The sequence below is a fragment of the Streptomyces sp. NPDC054047 genome, from assembly GCF_055585065.1.
Genome location: NZ_JBVJKV010000019.1, coordinates 17,523 through 32,403, shown reverse-complemented (window position 1 = coordinate 32,403; position 14,881 = coordinate 17,523). Strand labels below are relative to the sequence as shown.

17 protein-coding genes and 1 tRNA gene are annotated in these 14,881 nt (G+C 69.8%); 15 read left to right on the top strand and 3 right to left on the bottom strand.

The window, feature by feature from the left end:
* Positions 1-23: 23 nt before the first annotated feature.
* A complete protein-coding gene (locus ACZ6ZP_RS41505) occupies positions 24-1,529 on the bottom strand; it encodes a helicase HerA-like domain-containing protein (RefSeq protein WP_469410464.1) in 1,506 nt (501 codons plus the stop codon).
* A 276-nt stretch (positions 1,530-1,805) separates the two neighbouring features.
* Here ACZ6ZP_RS41505 and ACZ6ZP_RS41500 point away from each other — a divergent pair, with 276 nt between their 5' ends.
* A complete protein-coding gene (locus tag ACZ6ZP_RS41500) occupies positions 1,806-2,102 on the top strand; it encodes a type II toxin-antitoxin system VapB family antitoxin (RefSeq protein WP_003955420.1) in 297 nt (98 codons plus the stop codon).
* A gap of 156 nt (positions 2,103-2,258) precedes the next feature.
* Positions 2,259-2,906: a LytR C-terminal domain-containing protein gene (locus ACZ6ZP_RS41495; RefSeq protein WP_361469611.1), complete on the top strand. Its 648-nt coding sequence runs from the start codon at positions 2,259-2,261 to the stop codon at positions 2,904-2,906.
* A 33-nt stretch (positions 2,907-2,939) separates the two neighbouring features.
* Here the strand turns inward: ACZ6ZP_RS41495 and upp are convergent, their stop codons facing one another.
* A complete protein-coding gene (gene upp / locus ACZ6ZP_RS41490) occupies positions 2,940-3,575 on the bottom strand; it encodes a uracil phosphoribosyltransferase (protein WP_351167440.1) in 636 nt (211 codons plus the stop codon).
* A gap of 148 nt (positions 3,576-3,723) precedes the next feature.
* Here upp and ACZ6ZP_RS41485 point away from each other — a divergent pair, with 148 nt between their 5' ends.
* The 9 genes from ACZ6ZP_RS41485 to ACZ6ZP_RS41445 all read left to right on the top strand — a co-directional run bounded on the left by ACZ6ZP_RS41485 (position 3,724) and on the right by ACZ6ZP_RS41445 (position 9,506).
* The gene (locus ACZ6ZP_RS41485; protein ID WP_160505980.1) at positions 3,724-3,909 is read left to right on the top strand and encodes a hypothetical protein; all 186 of its coding nucleotides are present in this window, start codon (positions 3,724-3,726) and stop codon (positions 3,907-3,909) included.
* Between the two features lie 206 nt (positions 3,910-4,115).
* On the top strand, positions 4,116-4,688 hold the full coding sequence (locus ACZ6ZP_RS41480; RefSeq protein ID WP_351167583.1) for a tRNA adenosine deaminase-associated protein: 573 nt from the start codon (positions 4,116-4,118) through the stop codon (positions 4,686-4,688).
* A 90-nt stretch (positions 4,689-4,778) separates the two neighbouring features.
* On the top strand, positions 4,779-5,210 hold the full coding sequence (gene tadA, locus ACZ6ZP_RS41475) for a tRNA adenosine(34) deaminase TadA (protein WP_361469839.1): 432 nt from the start codon (positions 4,779-4,781) through the stop codon (positions 5,208-5,210).
* A 79-nt stretch (positions 5,211-5,289) separates the two neighbouring features.
* Positions 5,290-5,374, top strand: a tRNA-Ser gene (locus ACZ6ZP_RS41470).
* Positions 5,375-5,817: 443 nt separating this feature from the next.
* Entirely contained in the window at positions 5,818-5,997 is a 180-nt protein-coding gene (locus tag ACZ6ZP_RS41465) for a hypothetical protein (protein ID WP_351167438.1), read from the top strand.
* Between the two features lie 52 nt (positions 5,998-6,049).
* Positions 6,050-6,343, top strand: a complete 294-nt coding sequence (locus tag ACZ6ZP_RS41460) for a Dabb family protein (protein ID WP_351167436.1) — start codon at positions 6,050-6,052, stop codon at positions 6,341-6,343.
* A gap of 237 nt (positions 6,344-6,580) precedes the next feature.
* On the top strand, positions 6,581-7,519 hold the full coding sequence (locus tag ACZ6ZP_RS41455; protein WP_469410463.1) for an RNA polymerase sigma factor SigF: 939 nt from the start codon (positions 6,581-6,583) through the stop codon (positions 7,517-7,519).
* Positions 7,520-7,763: 244 nt separating this feature from the next.
* Positions 7,764-8,624, top strand: coding sequence for an RNA polymerase sigma factor SigF (locus ACZ6ZP_RS41450; RefSeq protein WP_351167432.1), 861 nt, complete (start codon positions 7,764-7,766; stop codon positions 8,622-8,624).
* A 90-nt stretch (positions 8,625-8,714) separates the two neighbouring features.
* Positions 8,715-9,506 (top strand): hypothetical protein, encoded by a 792-nt coding sequence (locus ACZ6ZP_RS41445; RefSeq protein WP_469410462.1) that lies wholly within the window; start codon positions 8,715-8,717, stop codon positions 9,504-9,506.
* Between the two features lie 81 nt (positions 9,507-9,587).
* On the opposite strand, the gene ACZ6ZP_RS41440 is transcribed toward ACZ6ZP_RS41445, so the two are convergent.
* The gene (locus tag ACZ6ZP_RS41440; protein ID WP_249589006.1) at positions 9,588-9,791 is read right to left on the bottom strand and encodes a hypothetical protein; all 204 of its coding nucleotides are present in this window, start codon (positions 9,789-9,791) and stop codon (positions 9,588-9,590) included.
* 172 nt (positions 9,792-9,963) lie between these two features.
* On the opposite strand from ACZ6ZP_RS41440, the gene ACZ6ZP_RS41435 reads away from it, so the two are divergent.
* From ACZ6ZP_RS41435 to ACZ6ZP_RS41420, 4 genes are all read left to right on the top strand, one after another.
* Positions 9,964-10,443, top strand: a complete 480-nt coding sequence (locus tag ACZ6ZP_RS41435; protein WP_469410461.1) for a MarR family winged helix-turn-helix transcriptional regulator — start codon at positions 9,964-9,966, stop codon at positions 10,441-10,443.
* Between the two features lie 89 nt (positions 10,444-10,532).
* The gene (locus ACZ6ZP_RS41430) at positions 10,533-12,992 is read left to right on the top strand and encodes an MFS transporter (protein WP_469410492.1); all 2,460 of its coding nucleotides are present in this window, start codon (positions 10,533-10,535) and stop codon (positions 12,990-12,992) included.
* 160 nt (positions 12,993-13,152) lie between these two features.
* The gene (locus tag ACZ6ZP_RS41425; protein ID WP_469410460.1) at positions 13,153-13,971 is read left to right on the top strand and encodes a YceI family protein; all 819 of its coding nucleotides are present in this window, start codon (positions 13,153-13,155) and stop codon (positions 13,969-13,971) included.
* Positions 13,972-14,414: 443 nt separating this feature from the next.
* Positions 14,415-14,876, top strand: coding sequence for a PPOX class F420-dependent oxidoreductase (locus ACZ6ZP_RS41420; RefSeq protein ID WP_351167421.1), 462 nt, complete (start codon positions 14,415-14,417; stop codon positions 14,874-14,876).
* Positions 14,877-14,881: the final 5 nt, after the last annotated feature.

The following is a 14,881-nucleotide window of genomic DNA, read 5'->3' as shown; positions in this document are numbered from 1 at the left end:
CAGACGCTACGCAGCCGCCGGCCTCAGCGTCTGCGCCGAGCCGTCCCGAACACCGACCGCGAGATCTCCCGCCCGATCTGCGTCCCCAGCGACCGCGCAAGCGACTTGAAGATCCCGCTCCCCACCACCTGGTCCACCACGGAAGCAGAACCAGGACCCTTCGCCGCCGGCTTCTCCACCTCAGCGGCAGCCGCCTCCACCTCCACCCGCCGCGCAGCCAACTTCTCGTAAGCCGACTCCCGATCCACCGCCTCCGCATACCGCCCGTACAGCAACGACCCCTTCACCGCCCCCTCCAGCGCCCCCGCCTCCACCGGCCCCATCAACGACTCCGGCGCCCGCAACCGCGTCACCGCCACCGGCGTGGGCGCGCCCTTCTCGCTCAGTACGGTGATCACCGCCTCGCCGGTGCCGATCGCGGTCAGCGTCTCCTCGAGGTCGTACGCCGAGTTGGGGAACGTCCGGACCGTCGCCTTCAGCGCCTTCTGGTCGTCCGGCGTGAAGGCGCGCAACGCGTGCTGGACCCGGTTGCCCAGCTGGGCCAGGACATCGCCGGGTACGTCCTTGGGCGTCTGCGTCACGAAGAAGACGCCGACCCCCTTCGAGCGGATCAGCCGCACGGTCTGGGTGATCGCCTCCAGGAACGCCTTCGACGCCCCGTTGAAGAGCAGATGCGCCTCGTCGAAGAAGAAGACCAGCTTCGGCTTCTCCAGGTCGCCCACCTCGGGCAGGTCGTTGTAGAGATCCGCCAGCAGCCACATCAGAAACGTCGAGAAGAGCTGTGGCTTGTCCTGCACGGCGGGCAGTTCGAGCACCGACACGAGCCCCCGCCCGTCCGGCGCCGCCCGCATGAACTCGCTCGTGTCGAACTCCGGCTCCCCGAAGAAGTCCCCCATGCCCTGCGCCTCGAAGGCGGTAAGGGCCCGCAGGATGACGCCCGCGGTGACCGTGGAGAGACCGCCGATCCCCTTCAGCTCGGACTTTCCCTCGTCCGACGTCAGGAACGTCACCACGGCCCGCAGATCCTTCAGATCGACCAGTTCCAGCCCTTTTTGGTCGGCGTAATGGAAGATCAGGCCGAGCGACTGCTCCTGGGTCTGGTTCAGCTGCAGCACCTTCGAGAGCAGCACCGGGCCGAAGCTCGTGATCGTGGCCCGCACGGGAATCCCGGTCCCGATGCCGCCCAGTGCGTAGAACTCGCTGGGGAAGCCCCGCGCCTCCCACGTCTGCCCGACCTCCCGCGCCCGCTCGGCGACCTTCTCGCCGCTCTCCCCCGGCACCGAGATCCCGGAGACGTCCCCCTTGATGTCCGCGAGGAACACCGCCACGCCCTGCGCGGCCAGTTGCTCGGCGACGAGCTGGAGGGTCTTCGTCTTTCCGGTGCCGGTCGCGCCCGCGACGAGCCCGTGCCGGTTGAGCATGGCCAGCGGAATGCGGATCTGGGCGTCGGGCAGACACCGCCCGTCCCACAGGAGCGCCCCGAGATCCAGCGCGGGCCCGGCGAAGGCGTACCCGGCGACGATCTCCATCGCTCCTTGAGGCAACGCACCGCCCCCGCTGCCGACCTCACCGGAGACGCCCTCCCCGGAACCCGCCCCTCCGCTCGTCACCCCCGCGACCGGCGAAGACTCGTTAGAGGGGTTCGCGCCTTCCGTCGTGGACGGCATCGGCTGGCTCTCGCTCACTTCTGCCCCTGTTCCCGGCTTGAGTGTTCCCGTTTTGCCCCGATTTCCGGCGTCATTTCCCAGAGTCGCACTCCGTCGCCATGGCTGCGCCCGGAGAGCCTTGCCCGGTAGGCTTTCCGTGTGATCTTCAAGCGCATCGGAAACGGCCGGCCGTACCCCGACCACGGCCGGGAAAGCACCCGGCAGTGGGCGGACGTCGCGCCGCGCCCGGTCCGCCTCGATCAGCTCGTGACGACCAAGGGCCAGCTGGACCTAGAGACGCTCCTCGCGGAGGACTCGACGTTCTACGGCGACCTTTTCGCGCACGTGGTGAAGTGGCAGGGCGACCTCTACCTGGAAGACGGGCTGCACCGCGCGGTCCGCGCCGCGCTCCAGCAGCGCCAGGTGCTGCACGCCCGCGTCCTCGAACTGGGCTGACGGCGGCAGAACGCGGCTGACGGCAGCGGCCTGCCCCGGCAGCGGCCCGCCACGGCACCGGGCGCCCACTCCCTCATTGGCCCTTTCGGGTTGGACTGAGCCCGAGTCAATGATCATTTAGTAGGCATCACGGCGTCGTCGCACTACGCTGCGCCCATGAGCATGCTCACTCCCCCCGGCATGGGCGGCAAGTACCGCATCACGGGGGCCAAATATCCGCGTATGCGCCGAACCCGTGGCCGCCGCAGGATCGTGCTCGCGGTGGTCGCGTCCGTCGTCGCGGTCGGCCTGATCGGCTGGGGAACCCTGCAGCTCATCGACGTCTTCACGGGCGGCAGCAAGGCCACGGCCGCGGGCTCGCGCAGCGACTGCGCGGCCAAGCCGGGCCCCTCCGCAAAACCGCCCGCCCCCAAGGCGCTGCCCAAGCCGGGTCAGATCAAGGTGAACGTCTTCAACGCGACGCCCCGCGGCGGCCTCGCCAAGGACGTCGCGGCCGAGCTCAAGAAGCGCGGCTTCACCGTCGGCAAGGTCGACAACGCCCCGAAGGCGTACGACAAGAAGGTCAAGGGCACCGGGATACTGCTCGGCGCCAAGTCCGCCACGGACACCGCGGTACCGGTGCTCGGCACGCAGCTCGCGGGCGCCGAGAGCCGGACGGACGCCCGCAAGGGCGGCGAGGTGGACCTCATCCTGGGCTCGAAGTTCAAGGATCTGGCAAAGAAAGAGGACGCCGACAAGGCTCTGGCGGTACTCGCCAAACCCAAGCCGGCGCCCTCGACGTCCAGCGGCAAGAAAGACTGCTGAGCGCTACGCCCGACGATCGCTGAGCGCTGAGCGCTACTCCGCGGTCCCGTACATCCGGTCCCCCGCGTCGCCCAGACCCGGCACGATGTAGCCGCTCTCGTTGAGCCGCTCGTCGACCGAGGCCGTCACGACCGTCACCGGCGTGCCGGCGAGCTCGCGCTCCATGACCTCGACGCCCTCGGGCGCGGCCAGGAGCACCACGGCGGTGACGTCGTCCGCGCCGCGCTTGATCAGTTCCTGGATGGCCGCGACGAGCGTGCCGCCGGTGGCCAGCATCGGGTCCAGGACGTACACCTGGCGCCCGGAGAGGTCCTCCGGCATGCGCGTCGCGTACGTCGACGCCTGGAGCGTCTCCTCGTCGCGGATCATCCCGAGGAAGCCCACCTCGGCGGTCGGCAGGAGCCGCACCATGCCGTCCAGCATGCCGAGCCCGGCGCGCAGGATCGGTACGACCAGGGGGCGCGGGTAGGACAGCTTGACGCCCGTGGTCGGGGTGACCGGGGTCTCGATGTCGACCTGCTCGGTGCGCACGTCCCGGGTGGCCTCGTACGCGAGCAGGGTGACCAGCTCGTCGGCGAGGCGCCGGAAGGTAGGGGAGTCGGTGCGCTTGTCGCGCAGCGTGGTGAGTTTGTGCGCCACCAGCGGGTGGTCGACGACGTGGATCCGCATGCCGTCAACAGTAACCGCGCCCGGACCACCCGGGCTCCCCCGCGACGACCGGTGCCTTTCACGCCCCGGACCACCCGGAACCCTGCGCGCTGGCATCAAACCCGCCGTACGGGGGAAAGTGGACGTACGACCTGGGGTGGTGATGCCCATGCCGGACAGAGAGCCGGGCGGCCGAGAGCCGGACCGCGAGACCGAAGCCGAGCGCCGGCGCCGACGCGCCCAGTTCCTCCACGAGCGGGCCGAGGCCATCGAGCTCCGCGACCGCGTGAAGCCGCGCCGCGCCCGGGCGGCACGGATGCGTCAGCAGATGCGTATGCGCACGTTCCGCTGGTAGCGGGCACCTCTCACACAGGCATCGGGAAGGCGTCCGGGAAACGCGACGCGGAACACAGCGGGCGGAAGACCTCTCCTCGGGCCGTGGTTTCTGCCACGATTCCGAGTGGGCGGGGCTTGGAACAGCAACTCCCCCGCTCCCCGAACTCGCCGGGGGGACACCCAAACCGTCAACCGGCACTGTCTATGACCAGTGGGAGAGTCACGGTGTACTTCGCCGCACTGCTCGCGCGCACCGAAGACGGGTGGGAAGCGAGCGACACGGAGCTCGACGATGTGGAGACCCTGTCGGATCTGACCGACCTGGCCCGCGAGGCCACGGCCGGCAGCGCTGAGGACGACACCGTCCTCGTCTTCATCGAACAGGAGGACGCCTGGTTCGGCGTCGTCCGCGTCGACGGGGAGGAGGACCCTCGTATCTACGTCTCGGACGCGGCCGCGGCCGCCCGGAGTTCGTACGGCGAGATCCTGCTCACCGACGAGATGCTCGGCCGTGAGCCGGGCACCGAAGACCCGGGTGTCGACCTGGACGCCCTGGACCTGGACGGCACGGAGGACGGCGAACCCGCCGAGTCCGGGGCCGCCCCCGATTCCGCCGCCGACGACGAACCGGGGGAGACCGCGGGCGACGCGGTGCCCGCGGGGCCGCTGGGCGACTCGGAGCTCCTGACCGATCTCGGCGTGCCCGAGAAGGATCTGCTCGGTCTGGAGCCCGGTGACGCGCTCAGCGACATCGCCGAGATCCTCGGGGCGGCGGAGGTGCTGGAGACCGTCCGCTAGGTTCCCGGTGTGACCGACCGGAACACCCCCATCACCCCACCCGAACCCGACCGAGAAGCCGATCCCGTACGCGACCGCTGGCGGGCCCCCATGCGGCTCGCCCTGGCCCAGGCCGAACTGGCCGTCCAGGGCGGCGATGTGCCCGTCGGCGCCGTCGTGCTGTCCCCGGACGGCACGACGGTCCTCGCGGCGGGCCACAACGAACGCGAGGCGACCGGCGACCCGACCGCGCACGCGGAGGTGCTCGCCGTCCGCCGGGCCGCCGCCGCGCTCGGCGAGTGGCGTCTGGCCGGCTGCACGCTGGTGGTGACCCTGGAGCCCTGCACGATGTGCGCGGGCGCCCTCGTCCAGTCCCGGGTCGACCGGGTCGTCTACGGAGCGCGTGACGAGAAGGCGGGCGCCGCGGGCTCCGTCTGGGACGTCGTACGCGACAGAAGGCTCAACCACCGACCCGAGGTGATCGAGGGCGTCCTCGCGCAGGAGGCCGCGGCCCTGCTCACCCGCTTCTTCCGCGGGCGCTGAGCGGCTGCCGGGGCGCTGCCGGGCGGCTTCGGCCAAACGGATTTCTGACCACGGGGCACTTTGGGCTAGAGTTCCTCTCGGTAGCGTGTCCGAGCGGCCGAAGGAGCTCGCCTCGAAAGCGAGTGTGGGGAAACTCACCGTGGGTTCAAATCCCACCGCTACCGCTCTTGATACGAAGGCCCCGTCCGCGAGGACGGGGCCTTCGTCGTTCCCGGGACCGGCGGACGCATTTCCCGGGACCGGCGGACGCACGAGAGCCCCGGTGCCTTCACGGCGCCGGGGCTCTCTCCCGCACAGGCCGGGGGAAGCGGCATCGGGGGGACAAGCCGCTTCCCCCGATGAGGACCGGAACCCTTGGCCGGCGCCGTCGTTCGGGGGAAGCAGACGGCGCGCGACCCCGCAGTGGGGCCAGTCCCGTGCCCTGCGGATTCCTGCCAGATCCGCCGGGGCACACACCAATCCTGCGTCCCGCGCCGCGGGGAACGGCCCGGCAAAGGGCCCCTGCTGCCAGGCCGTTGGTCCTTAAAGGCCCCGTGAGGACGTGCCGGGTTAGACTCACGCCCGTCACAGGGGTCACAGGCGCAGCAGGTAAGGGGAGGCCGGGAGCGTGGCGGTGCAGTGGAAGAAAATCGGGCTCTTCGCGGTCGTCGTCTTCATGCTCTACGTGATCATCACTGACCCCGCCAAGGCCGCGGACTATGTGCAGATAGGCTTCGAGGCGGTTTCGGACGCCGCTCAGAGCATCGGCGACTTCATGACGTGGGTCGCCAACGGAGGCAAGGACTGAGCGGTTCGTTCCGCCGTCCCCCCTCCTCTCCCCGCCCTTCCCAGGAGTGCGCATGATCCGCCATCTGGTCCTCTTCAAGCTCAACGACGGTGTGGAGCGCGACGAGCCGCGCGTCGTCGAGGGCGTCAAGGCCTTCCGCGCGCTCGGCGACCAGATCCCGGAGCTCTCGTTCTGGGAGTGCGACTGGAACATCACCGACCGGCCCATCGCGTACGACTTCGCCATCAACTCGGCGGTCGAGGACACCGATGCGCTGAAGCGGTACATCGAGCACCCCGCGCACCAGGCCGGTGTCGCGCTGTGGCGTGAGTTCGCCACGTGGGTGATCGCGGACTACGAGTTCTGAGCCGGGCGGCTCAGCGGCCCCGCGCGAAGCGGCCCCTCACCGGAACGGTGAGGGGCTTTTCTGCGTCTTTACGGCTCAACTTGCCCCTCAACACGTAGTTATCGGGTGCTTGCACACAGTGCACATGTCTTGTGATGCTATGACCGCTTTTGACGGATGAGTTGACCAGGGTCGGCTGATCTTGACTGAGCTCGACAGGACTTGACTGGGCTTGACCGAGAAGGGGTGGCGTTGACCGTGCCGGCCAGTACTGCGCCCGAAGCACCACCCGTGACCCCGCAAGCGAGCAGCAGCCCCACCACGCAGAGCGCACCGAGCTCACCGAGCTCACCGAGCACATCGAGCGCGCCGGGCCCACAGGGCGTGCAGCAGGGCGCGCAGGGCGCCCCCATCAGCGAGAGGGCCCCCAGCAGCAGGGGAGCCGACACCCGGGCCCTGACGCAGGTCCTCTTCGGCGAGCTCAAGGAGCTCGAACCGGGCAGCCCCGAGCACGGCCGCGTCCGCGGTGCGCTCATCGAGGCCAATCTGCCGCTGGTGCGGTACGCCGCCGCCCGCTTCCGCAGCCGCAACGAGCCGATGGAGGACGTCGTCCAGGTCGGCACGATCGGTCTGATCAACGCGATCGACCGCTTCGACCCCGAGCGCGGCGTGCAGTTCCCGACCTTCGCGATGCCCACCGTGGTCGGCGAGATCAAGCGGTACTTCCGCGACAACGTACGAACGGTCCATGTGCCGCGCCGTCTTCACGAGCTGTGGGTGCAGGTGACCGGGGCGACCGAGGACCTCACCACGGCGTTCGGGCGCTCGCCCACGACCGCGGAGATCGCCGAGCGCCTCCGGATCACCGAGGAGGAGGTCCTGGCCTGCATCGAGGCCGGACGTTCGTACCACGCAACGTCGTTGGAGGCGGCCCAGGAGGGCGACGGGCTCCCCGGTCTGCTCGACCGGCTCGGCTACGAGGACCCCGCACTCGACGGCGTCGAGCACCGCGACCTCGTCCGCCATCTCCTCGTCCAACTGCCCGAGCGCGAACAACGCATCCTGCTGCTGCGCTACTACAGCAATCTGACGCAATCACAGATCAGCGCCGAATTGGGCGTTTCTCAGATGCATGTGTCAAGACTGCTGGCCAGAAGCTTCGCGCGACTTCGATCCGCAAATCGGATCGAGGCGTAACCGTAACGAGTGGACTGCTCTCACGAGGGTTCCCGACGTTCTCGTGAGCAGAAATGCCTCAGACCCCCTCTTTCCTGCATCGATGTCACCCTTCTTTGTCGACATGTAACTACAGCGTGTTGCCGACATGTGACATTCTGCTGGAACCGCGTTTGCCGCAGCCCCACGTCCGGTATTCAGGTGGAGGCTGCGTTCCTCCGACGGGAGCGTCCGCCGTGACCGTCCGCGACCTCAAGGGGGTGGCATGTCCGCAGACCAGGGCAGCTCGAAGGTGCTCACGCTCACGAAGAGCGAATCAGCGCCCGCCGCGCTTCCGAGCCCGGTGGTTTCCGGGGCTTCCGGAGCCATCGACACCCGCACCCTGTCCCGCTCCCTGTTCCTGCGGCTCGCCGCACTCGACAAGGACAGCCCGGAGCGTGTCTACGTAAGGGACACGCTGATCGAGCTCAACCTCCCTCTCGTCCGGTACGCGGCGGCACGTTTCCGCAGCCGCAACGAACCGATGGAGGACATCGTCCAGGTCGGCACGATCGGCCTGATCAAGGCGATCGACCGATTCGACTGCGAACGGGGCGTGGAATTCCCGACGTTCGCGATGCCGACGGTCGTCGGTGAGATCAAGCGCTTCTTCCGCGACACGAGTTGGTCGGTGCGCGTGCCGCGCCGCCTTCAGGAACTGCGGCTCGCGCTGACGAAGACGAGCGACGAACTGGCCCAGAAGCTGGACCGCTCGCCGACCGTGCCCGAACTCGCCAAGGCGCTCGGGGTGTCCGAGGAGGACGTGGTCGACGGCCTGGCCGTCGGGAACGCGTACACGGCCTCGTCGCTCGACTCGCCCGCCCTGGAGGACGACGGCGGCGAGGGCTCCCTCGCGGACCGTCTGGGGTACGAGGACAGCGCCCTGGAAGGCGTCGAGTACCGCGAGTCGCTCAAGCCGCTGCTCGCCAAGCTGCCGCCGCGCGAGCGCCGCATCATCATGCTGCGCTTCTTCGCGAACATGACGCAGTCGCAGATCGGCGAGGAGGTCGGCATCTCGCAGATGCACGTCTCGCGCCTGCTCACGCGCACGCTCTCGCAGCTGCGGGAAGGGCTCATCGCGGACTGAGGGCACTCCCCCTGTGGCCGAACGAGCCGCAGGGGGACGGAAGTTGCTGACGGGGTTCCTAATTGACGGCCCGTCAGACACACTGACGCGATGCGACGTGGCATGCGGAACGTACTGGGTGCGTCCACGGCTGTCCTGTGCCTGGGCGGTCTCCTCGCGGCTTGCGGCGGCGGGGACGGCGACGGCTATGTGGCCACGGGTCCGGCTGCCGCGGGGCCTGAGCGGGCGCCTGGCGCCGGCGTGGCCCCCACCGGTGACGTGGAGCTCGTGCCGCTGGACGAGGCCGAGAAGGCGCCTGGCGGCAAGGGGGGCTCCGAGCGTGAGGTCGGTGGCCCCGGGTCCTCATCGGAGCCCGGACCGGACGCCTCCGGCGGTAAGTCCCCTGACGGCAAGTCCCCTGACGGCAAGTCCGGTTCGGGGCCCTCGGGCACCCCGGACGGCGGCGAATCCTCCACCGGCTCGACCGACGGCGCCAAGCCCGGTCGTACGGAAGGGAGTTCGGAAGGGAGTTCGGACACCAGTCCGGACACGACGCCCTCGAACCCCGGCGGCGGCTCCAGCGCCCCTCCCAGCGGCCCCGCGAAGCTCAGCGTCGGCGAACCGCAGCGGAAGCCCGCGGACGACCGCTGGTGCGAGAAAGTGACCGTCGCCTTCAAGAACACCGGCGGATCGCCGGTGCGGTCGGGCACGGTCACCTTCGGTACGCACGTGATCGGCGCCCTTGGCGTGGACTGGGCCACGATCAAGTCCACCGAGAAGCTGCCCGCACCCATCGGCGCGGGGGAGACCTTGAAGAAGACCTGGCCCGTGTGCGTCGAGGCCTGGCGGGTGCCGCTGGGGATGCATGTGGAGACGCGGGACGTCTCCGTCGACTGGAAGTAGGGGTTCTTCTCCGCCTGCGGCTCCGCCGTGGCCGAGCGCGCAGTTCCCCGCGCCCCTAGAGGGGCGTTCTCCCTGCTTGAACTACTTGAGGGCCAGCCACGCCACTCCCGCCACCACCACGATCGCGAGTACGACGCCGATGATCAGGCCGATGCGCGGGCCCGCGGGCGCCGCCGCCGGCTGCTGCGCTCGGCCCTGCGGGGACTCGTCGACGAAGGCGCGGAACATCTGCGTGCTGCCGGCGGGGTCGGGGGTGTTCTGGGGGCCCTGGGGGTTGTGTGCCATAGCGCAGGACCCTAGCGAACCATCGGGGGTCGGCCCAACCCCCGCTGACCACCGACTTTACGAGCGCGGCGGCAGACCTTTGCCGACTCTTTAGGGCGTTGGTCCAGTTTTAGTTTGCCTGCGGCAACCAACTGTCTCTATCGTTGCCCTAAGCAACAACATAGGAGGTGCCGTGGCCGCGCAGCGTCATTACGAGGAGCTGGCCCGACAGCTCAGCGCCATCGGTGCCGTGAAGCGTGGCCTCGGAAGAGGGCTGCCGCACGACTGCCCGGCCGGGTCCGCCGCCGTACTCATCCTGCTCGACCGGCACGGAGAGATGCGGATGAGCAGACTCGCCGAGCTGCTCGCCGTGGACATGTCGGTGACGAGTCGCCACGTGGCCCATGTCGCCGAGAAGGAGTGGATCCACCGGGATCCCGACCCCGCCGACAAGCGCTCCCGCATCCTGCGCCTCACCCCCGAGGGCAGGACCAAGGTCGATGAGCTGTCCGAGCTGTCCATCAGGACGCTCACCCACTACTTGCATGACTGGTCAGACGACGAGGTCGTCCAGCTCAGCACGCTGCTCGCGCGACTGCGCGACAGCTTCGGGGACTGCCGTGCGGCTTCGGCCCGGCTCCCCTTCGAAGAGACCACCCGTACACCCGCGTAACGAAGAGGAAGCCCATGGCAACAACCACACCATCCGGTGTGCGGGGCAGCCACGCCAAGCACGGAGCGTCGCACGACGAGAACGCCCCGATGACGCACCGCCAGATCATGGAGGCCCTTTCCGGCCTGCTGCTCGGCATGTTCGTCGCGATCCTGTCGTCGACGATCGTCTCCAACGCCCTGCCTGAAATCATCGGCGACCTGGGCGGCGGCCAGTCCGCCTACACCTGGGTCGTCACCGCCTCGCTCCTGGCGATGACGGCGACCACGCCCCTGTGGGGCAAGCTGTCGGACCTCTTCAGCAAGAAGGCCCTGGTCCAGATAGCACTGATCATCTACGTGCTCGGCTCGGTCGTCGCCGGTCTCTCGCAGAACGCCGGGATGCTGATCGCCTGCCGCGTCGTCCAGGGCATCGGCGTGGGCGGTCTCTCCGCCCTCGCGCAGATCGTGATGGCCGCGATGATCGCCCCGCGCGAGCGCGGCCGTTACTCCGGCTACCTCGGTGCCACCTTCGCCGTCGCCACCGTCGGCGGCCCGCTGCTCGGCGGCGTCATCACCGACACCGACTGGCTCGGCTGGCGCTGGTGCTTCTACGTCGGCGTGCCCTTCGCGATCATCGCCCTGATCGTGCTCCAGAAGACCCTGAAGCTCCCCGTCGTGAAGCGGGACGTCAAGGTCGACTGGAGCGGCGCCTTCTTCATCTCGGCGGCCGTCTCCCTGCTCCTGGTCTGGGTGACCTTCGCGGGCGACAAGTACGACTGGATGTCCTGGCAGACCGGCGCGATGGTCGGCGGTTCGATCGTCCTCGGCCTGATCTTCCTGCTCGTCGAGTCCAAGGCGAGCGAGCCGATCATCCCGCTGCGGCTCTTCCGCAACCGCACGATCACCCTCGCCTCCATCGCCTCGCTCTTCGTGGGTGTCGGGATGTTCGCGGGCACCGTGTTCTTCAGCCAGTACTTCCAGCTGGCGCGCGACAAGTCGCCGACGATGTCCGGCGTCATGACGATCCCGATGATCGCCGGTCTGTTCGTCTCCTCGACGGTCTCCGGCCAGGTCATCACCAAGACCGGCAAGTGGAAGGCCTGGCTGGTCTCCGGCGGCGTGCTCCTGACCGCGGGCCTCGGCCTGCTCGGCACGATCCGCTACGACACCGAGTACTGGCACATCGCGATCTTCATGGCCCTCATGGGTCTCGGCATCGGCATGATGATGCAGAACCTCGTGCTCGCCACGCAGAACCAGGTCGCTCCCGAGGACCTCGGCTCCGCGAGCTCGGTCGTCACCTTCTTCCGTTCCCTCGGTGGCGCCATGGGCGTCTCGGCGCTCGGCGCCGTGATGTCGACGCGCATCACCCACTACGTGAAGGACGGTCTGGAGGACCTCGGTCCCAAGGCCGCCGGCATGGGCCACGGCGGCACCGGCGGCGGTGGCATCCCCGACCTGGACGCCCTTCCGGCGCCGTTCCGCACGGTCATGGAGAGCGCCTACGGGCACGGCATCGCCGACGTCTTCCTGATCGCCGCGCCGCTGGCCCTCATCGCGCTCCTGATCACGCTCTTCATCAAGGAGGTCCCGTTGCGTACGTCGGGTGGGCTCGCCCAGGCCGCTGAGGCGTCCCAGGCTCCGGCCGCGTCTCCCGCCACTCCGGCGGCGTCCGCCCCGGTCGCCGACGAGCAGCCGGTCCTCGCCTCCGTCGGCGCGCACACCGAAGCGGGTCCGGACGGCACGCAGAAGCTCGCCGCCGTGGCCTCGTCGGCCACCGGTGACGCGCTCCCGCAGACCACCGGCGGCGGCACTCCGGTCCACGGCTTCGTCCGCGGCGCGGAGAGCGCCCCGGTCCCGCGGGCCGCGGTCACGCTGATCTCCCTCGGGGGACGCCAGCTGGGCCGTGCGGTCGCGCAGGGCGACGGGTCCTACGCGGTCGACGCCCCCGGCGCCGGTTCGTACGTACTGATCGCGTCGGCCGACGGCTTCCAGCCGCAGGCCTCCACGATCGTCGTCTCCGACGAGGCCCTGAACTACGACATCCTGCTGAGCGGCACGAGCGGCCTCAGCGGTGTGGTGCGGGCCTCCGACGGCAAGCTGCCGGTCTCCGGCGCGATGGTCATCGTGACCGACGTGCGCGGCGACGTCCTGGCCACCGGGCTCACCGGTGAGCAGGGCGAGTTCACCTTCGCCGAGCTGGTGCCCGGACAGGTCACCATCGCGGTGAACGCCGCGGGGCACCGCCCGATGGCGCTGCCCGTCGAGGTGGGCGCGGTCGGCGTCACCCGGGTCGAGGTCGAGCTCAGGGCCGGTTCGCAGGTGCTGGGCACCGTGCGCGCCAAGGGCGGACCGCTGAACGACGCGCGGGTCACGCTGGTGGACGCGGCGGGCAACGTCGTCGCCACCGCCACCACCGGGTCGGACGGCGCGTACGCCTTCACCGACCTGGACAGCGGCGAGTACACGGTCATCGCGACCGGCTACCCGCCGGTGGCGACGGGCCTGACGGTCTCCGGTGAAGGTGTCGGTGACCACGACATCGAACTCGCCCACCCGGGCGAGTAATTGACCCCGGCCCGTGCGCGCGCTTCGAGCGGATGCGCGCGCACGGGCCGGTTGGGGAAAGGGCCCCCGAGTTGGTGGTGACGCACACGGCAGGGGACGGCCGTGTCACCGCCACCGGGGGCCACACTCTTTTGTGAGCTCGGCAAGGAGAAGGAACGGGATGGGACTCAGCGCTCGGATTCGGACGCGTGACGGGTGGGCGGTGTCGCACGCCGTCGTCACCCTGACGGACATGACCGGTACGCAGGTGCTGCGGGCGGCGGCGGACGCGGAGGGTGCCGTGCGCGACGCCACGGAGCTGCCGCCGGGCCCGTACACCGTGATCGTCACCGCGGTCGGCTACGCGCCCGTGGCCTCGACCGCGCTCGTCACGGCGAGCGGCCGTGCCGAGGTGGGCAACATCGTCCTGGCCCGGCAGGGCGGCACGGAGCTGCCGCCGCCCGGCCCCTGGACCATCGACCCGGCGCACTCGACGGTGGGCGCGGTCGCCCAGCACCTGGGGATCACCAGCGTGCACGGCCGGTTCACGGAGTTCGGGGGCCGCGTGGAGATCGCCGAGGACGTGGAGAAGTCGCGCGTCGAGGCGGTCATCAGCTCGGCCTCCATCGACACGGGCAACGGCATGCGGGACGGCCACCTGAAGTCGCCGGACTTCCTGGACGTGGAGCGGTACCCGGAGCTGACGTACCGGTCCACGGGCCTGACGCCCGCGGGCCCGGACCGCTGGACGGTTCAGGGCGATCTGCAGATGCACGGCGTCGTACGCCCGGTGGAACTGGACCTGAGCTACCTCGGTACGGGGGCGGACCCCTGGGGCGGCACGCGTGCGGCGTTCCGGGCGACGGCGGAGCTGCGCCGCGAGGACTTCGCGATGAACTACAACCAGGTGGTGCAGGCGGGGATCTCGGCGATCGGCACGACGCTGCGGGTGGAACTGGACATCCAGGCGGTCCAGGGGGAAACGTTGCCGCAGGTCTAGCGGGGCTGGCGGGAGCGGTTCTGCTCCGTGGTGGGGCGGGGCCGCGCCGGTATGTCCGTCCTCGCTGTCGTCCGGTGGCCGCGGGGCTACTTCGCCCCCGGAGCGCCGGGAGCCGTGCTCCGGGCGGACAAACCGGCACGCCCCCTCACGCGCGTCGCCGACTGCGGGGCAATCGGACGGGCGGGCGAGAAAGGCCTGTTCGTCCAGGGTCGGATGCGGGGTGAACGGGCGGGTGGGCGGGAAAGGCCTGTTCGTCGCGGGGCAAGACTGCGGGGCAATCGGGCGGGTGGGCGGGAAAGGCCTGTTCGTCCAGGGTCGGATGCGGGGTGAACGGGCGGGTGGGTGGGAAAGGCTTGTTCGTCGAGGGTCGGATGCCGGGTGAACGGGCGGGTGGGTGGGAGAGGCACGGCCCCCCGCGCCGCCCCCGGCGTATCGTGCGGGGCATGGCTCCGAACATCGCTACCAACACCACCGTGTCCCTCGCGGAGTTGCTGGACTTCGTCCGCCCCCGGCATCGGGCGATCCTGCTCACCGCCCGCGCGGACGGCGCCCCGCAGGGGTCCCCCCTGACCTGCGGGGTCGACGACGCCGGACGGATCGTGGTGTCCACCTACCCCGAGCGGGCCAAGACGCGGAACGCCAAGCGGAACGCGAAGGTCAGCGTCATCGTGCTCAGCGACGAGTGGAACGGTCCCTGGGTCCAGATCGACGGCACGGCCGAGGTCATCGACTCCCCGGAGTCGGTCGAGCCCCTCGTCGAGTACTTCCGGAACATCTCCGGTGAGCACCCCGACTGGGACGAGTACCGCGAGGCGATGGTGAAGCAGGGCAAGTCCATCATCCGGATCACCCCGGAGCGGTGGGGCCCGGTCGCCACCGGAGGTTTCCCGGCAGCGAAGGCCTAGTCGGC

Coding starts and splice junctions, on each gene's coding strand:
- ACZ6ZP_RS41445 (WP_469410462.1), top strand. CDS start 8,715: ATGCGACGTGGCATGCGGAACGTACTGGGTGCGTCCACGGCTGTCCTG.
- ACZ6ZP_RS41450 (WP_351167432.1), top strand. CDS start 7,764: ATGTCCGCAGACCAGGGCAGCTCGAAGGTGCTCACGCTCACGAAGAGC.
- ACZ6ZP_RS41440 (WP_249589006.1), bottom strand. CDS start 9,791: ATGGCACACAACCCCCAGGGCCCCCAGAACACCCCCGACCCCGCCGGC.
- ACZ6ZP_RS41420 (WP_351167421.1), top strand. CDS start 14,415: ATGGCTCCGAACATCGCTACCAACACCACCGTGTCCCTCGCGGAGTTG.
- ACZ6ZP_RS41495 (WP_361469611.1), top strand. CDS start 2,259: ATGAGCATGCTCACTCCCCCCGGCATGGGCGGCAAGTACCGCATCACG.
- ACZ6ZP_RS41430 (WP_469410492.1), top strand. CDS start 10,533: ATGACGCACCGCCAGATCATGGAGGCCCTTTCCGGCCTGCTGCTCGGC.
- ACZ6ZP_RS41505 (WP_469410464.1), bottom strand. CDS start 1,529: ATGGAGATCGTCGCCGGGTACGCCTTCGCCGGGCCCGCGCTGGATCTC.
- ACZ6ZP_RS41425 (WP_469410460.1), top strand. CDS start 13,153: ATGGGACTCAGCGCTCGGATTCGGACGCGTGACGGGTGGGCGGTGTCG.
- ACZ6ZP_RS41485 (WP_160505980.1), top strand. CDS start 3,724: ATGCCGGACAGAGAGCCGGGCGGCCGAGAGCCGGACCGCGAGACCGAA.
- upp (WP_351167440.1), bottom strand. CDS start 3,575: ATGCGGATCCACGTCGTCGACCACCCGCTGGTGGCGCACAAACTCACC.
- ACZ6ZP_RS41460 (WP_351167436.1), top strand. CDS start 6,050: ATGATCCGCCATCTGGTCCTCTTCAAGCTCAACGACGGTGTGGAGCGC.
- tadA (WP_361469839.1), top strand. CDS start 4,779: ATGCGGCTCGCCCTGGCCCAGGCCGAACTGGCCGTCCAGGGCGGCGAT.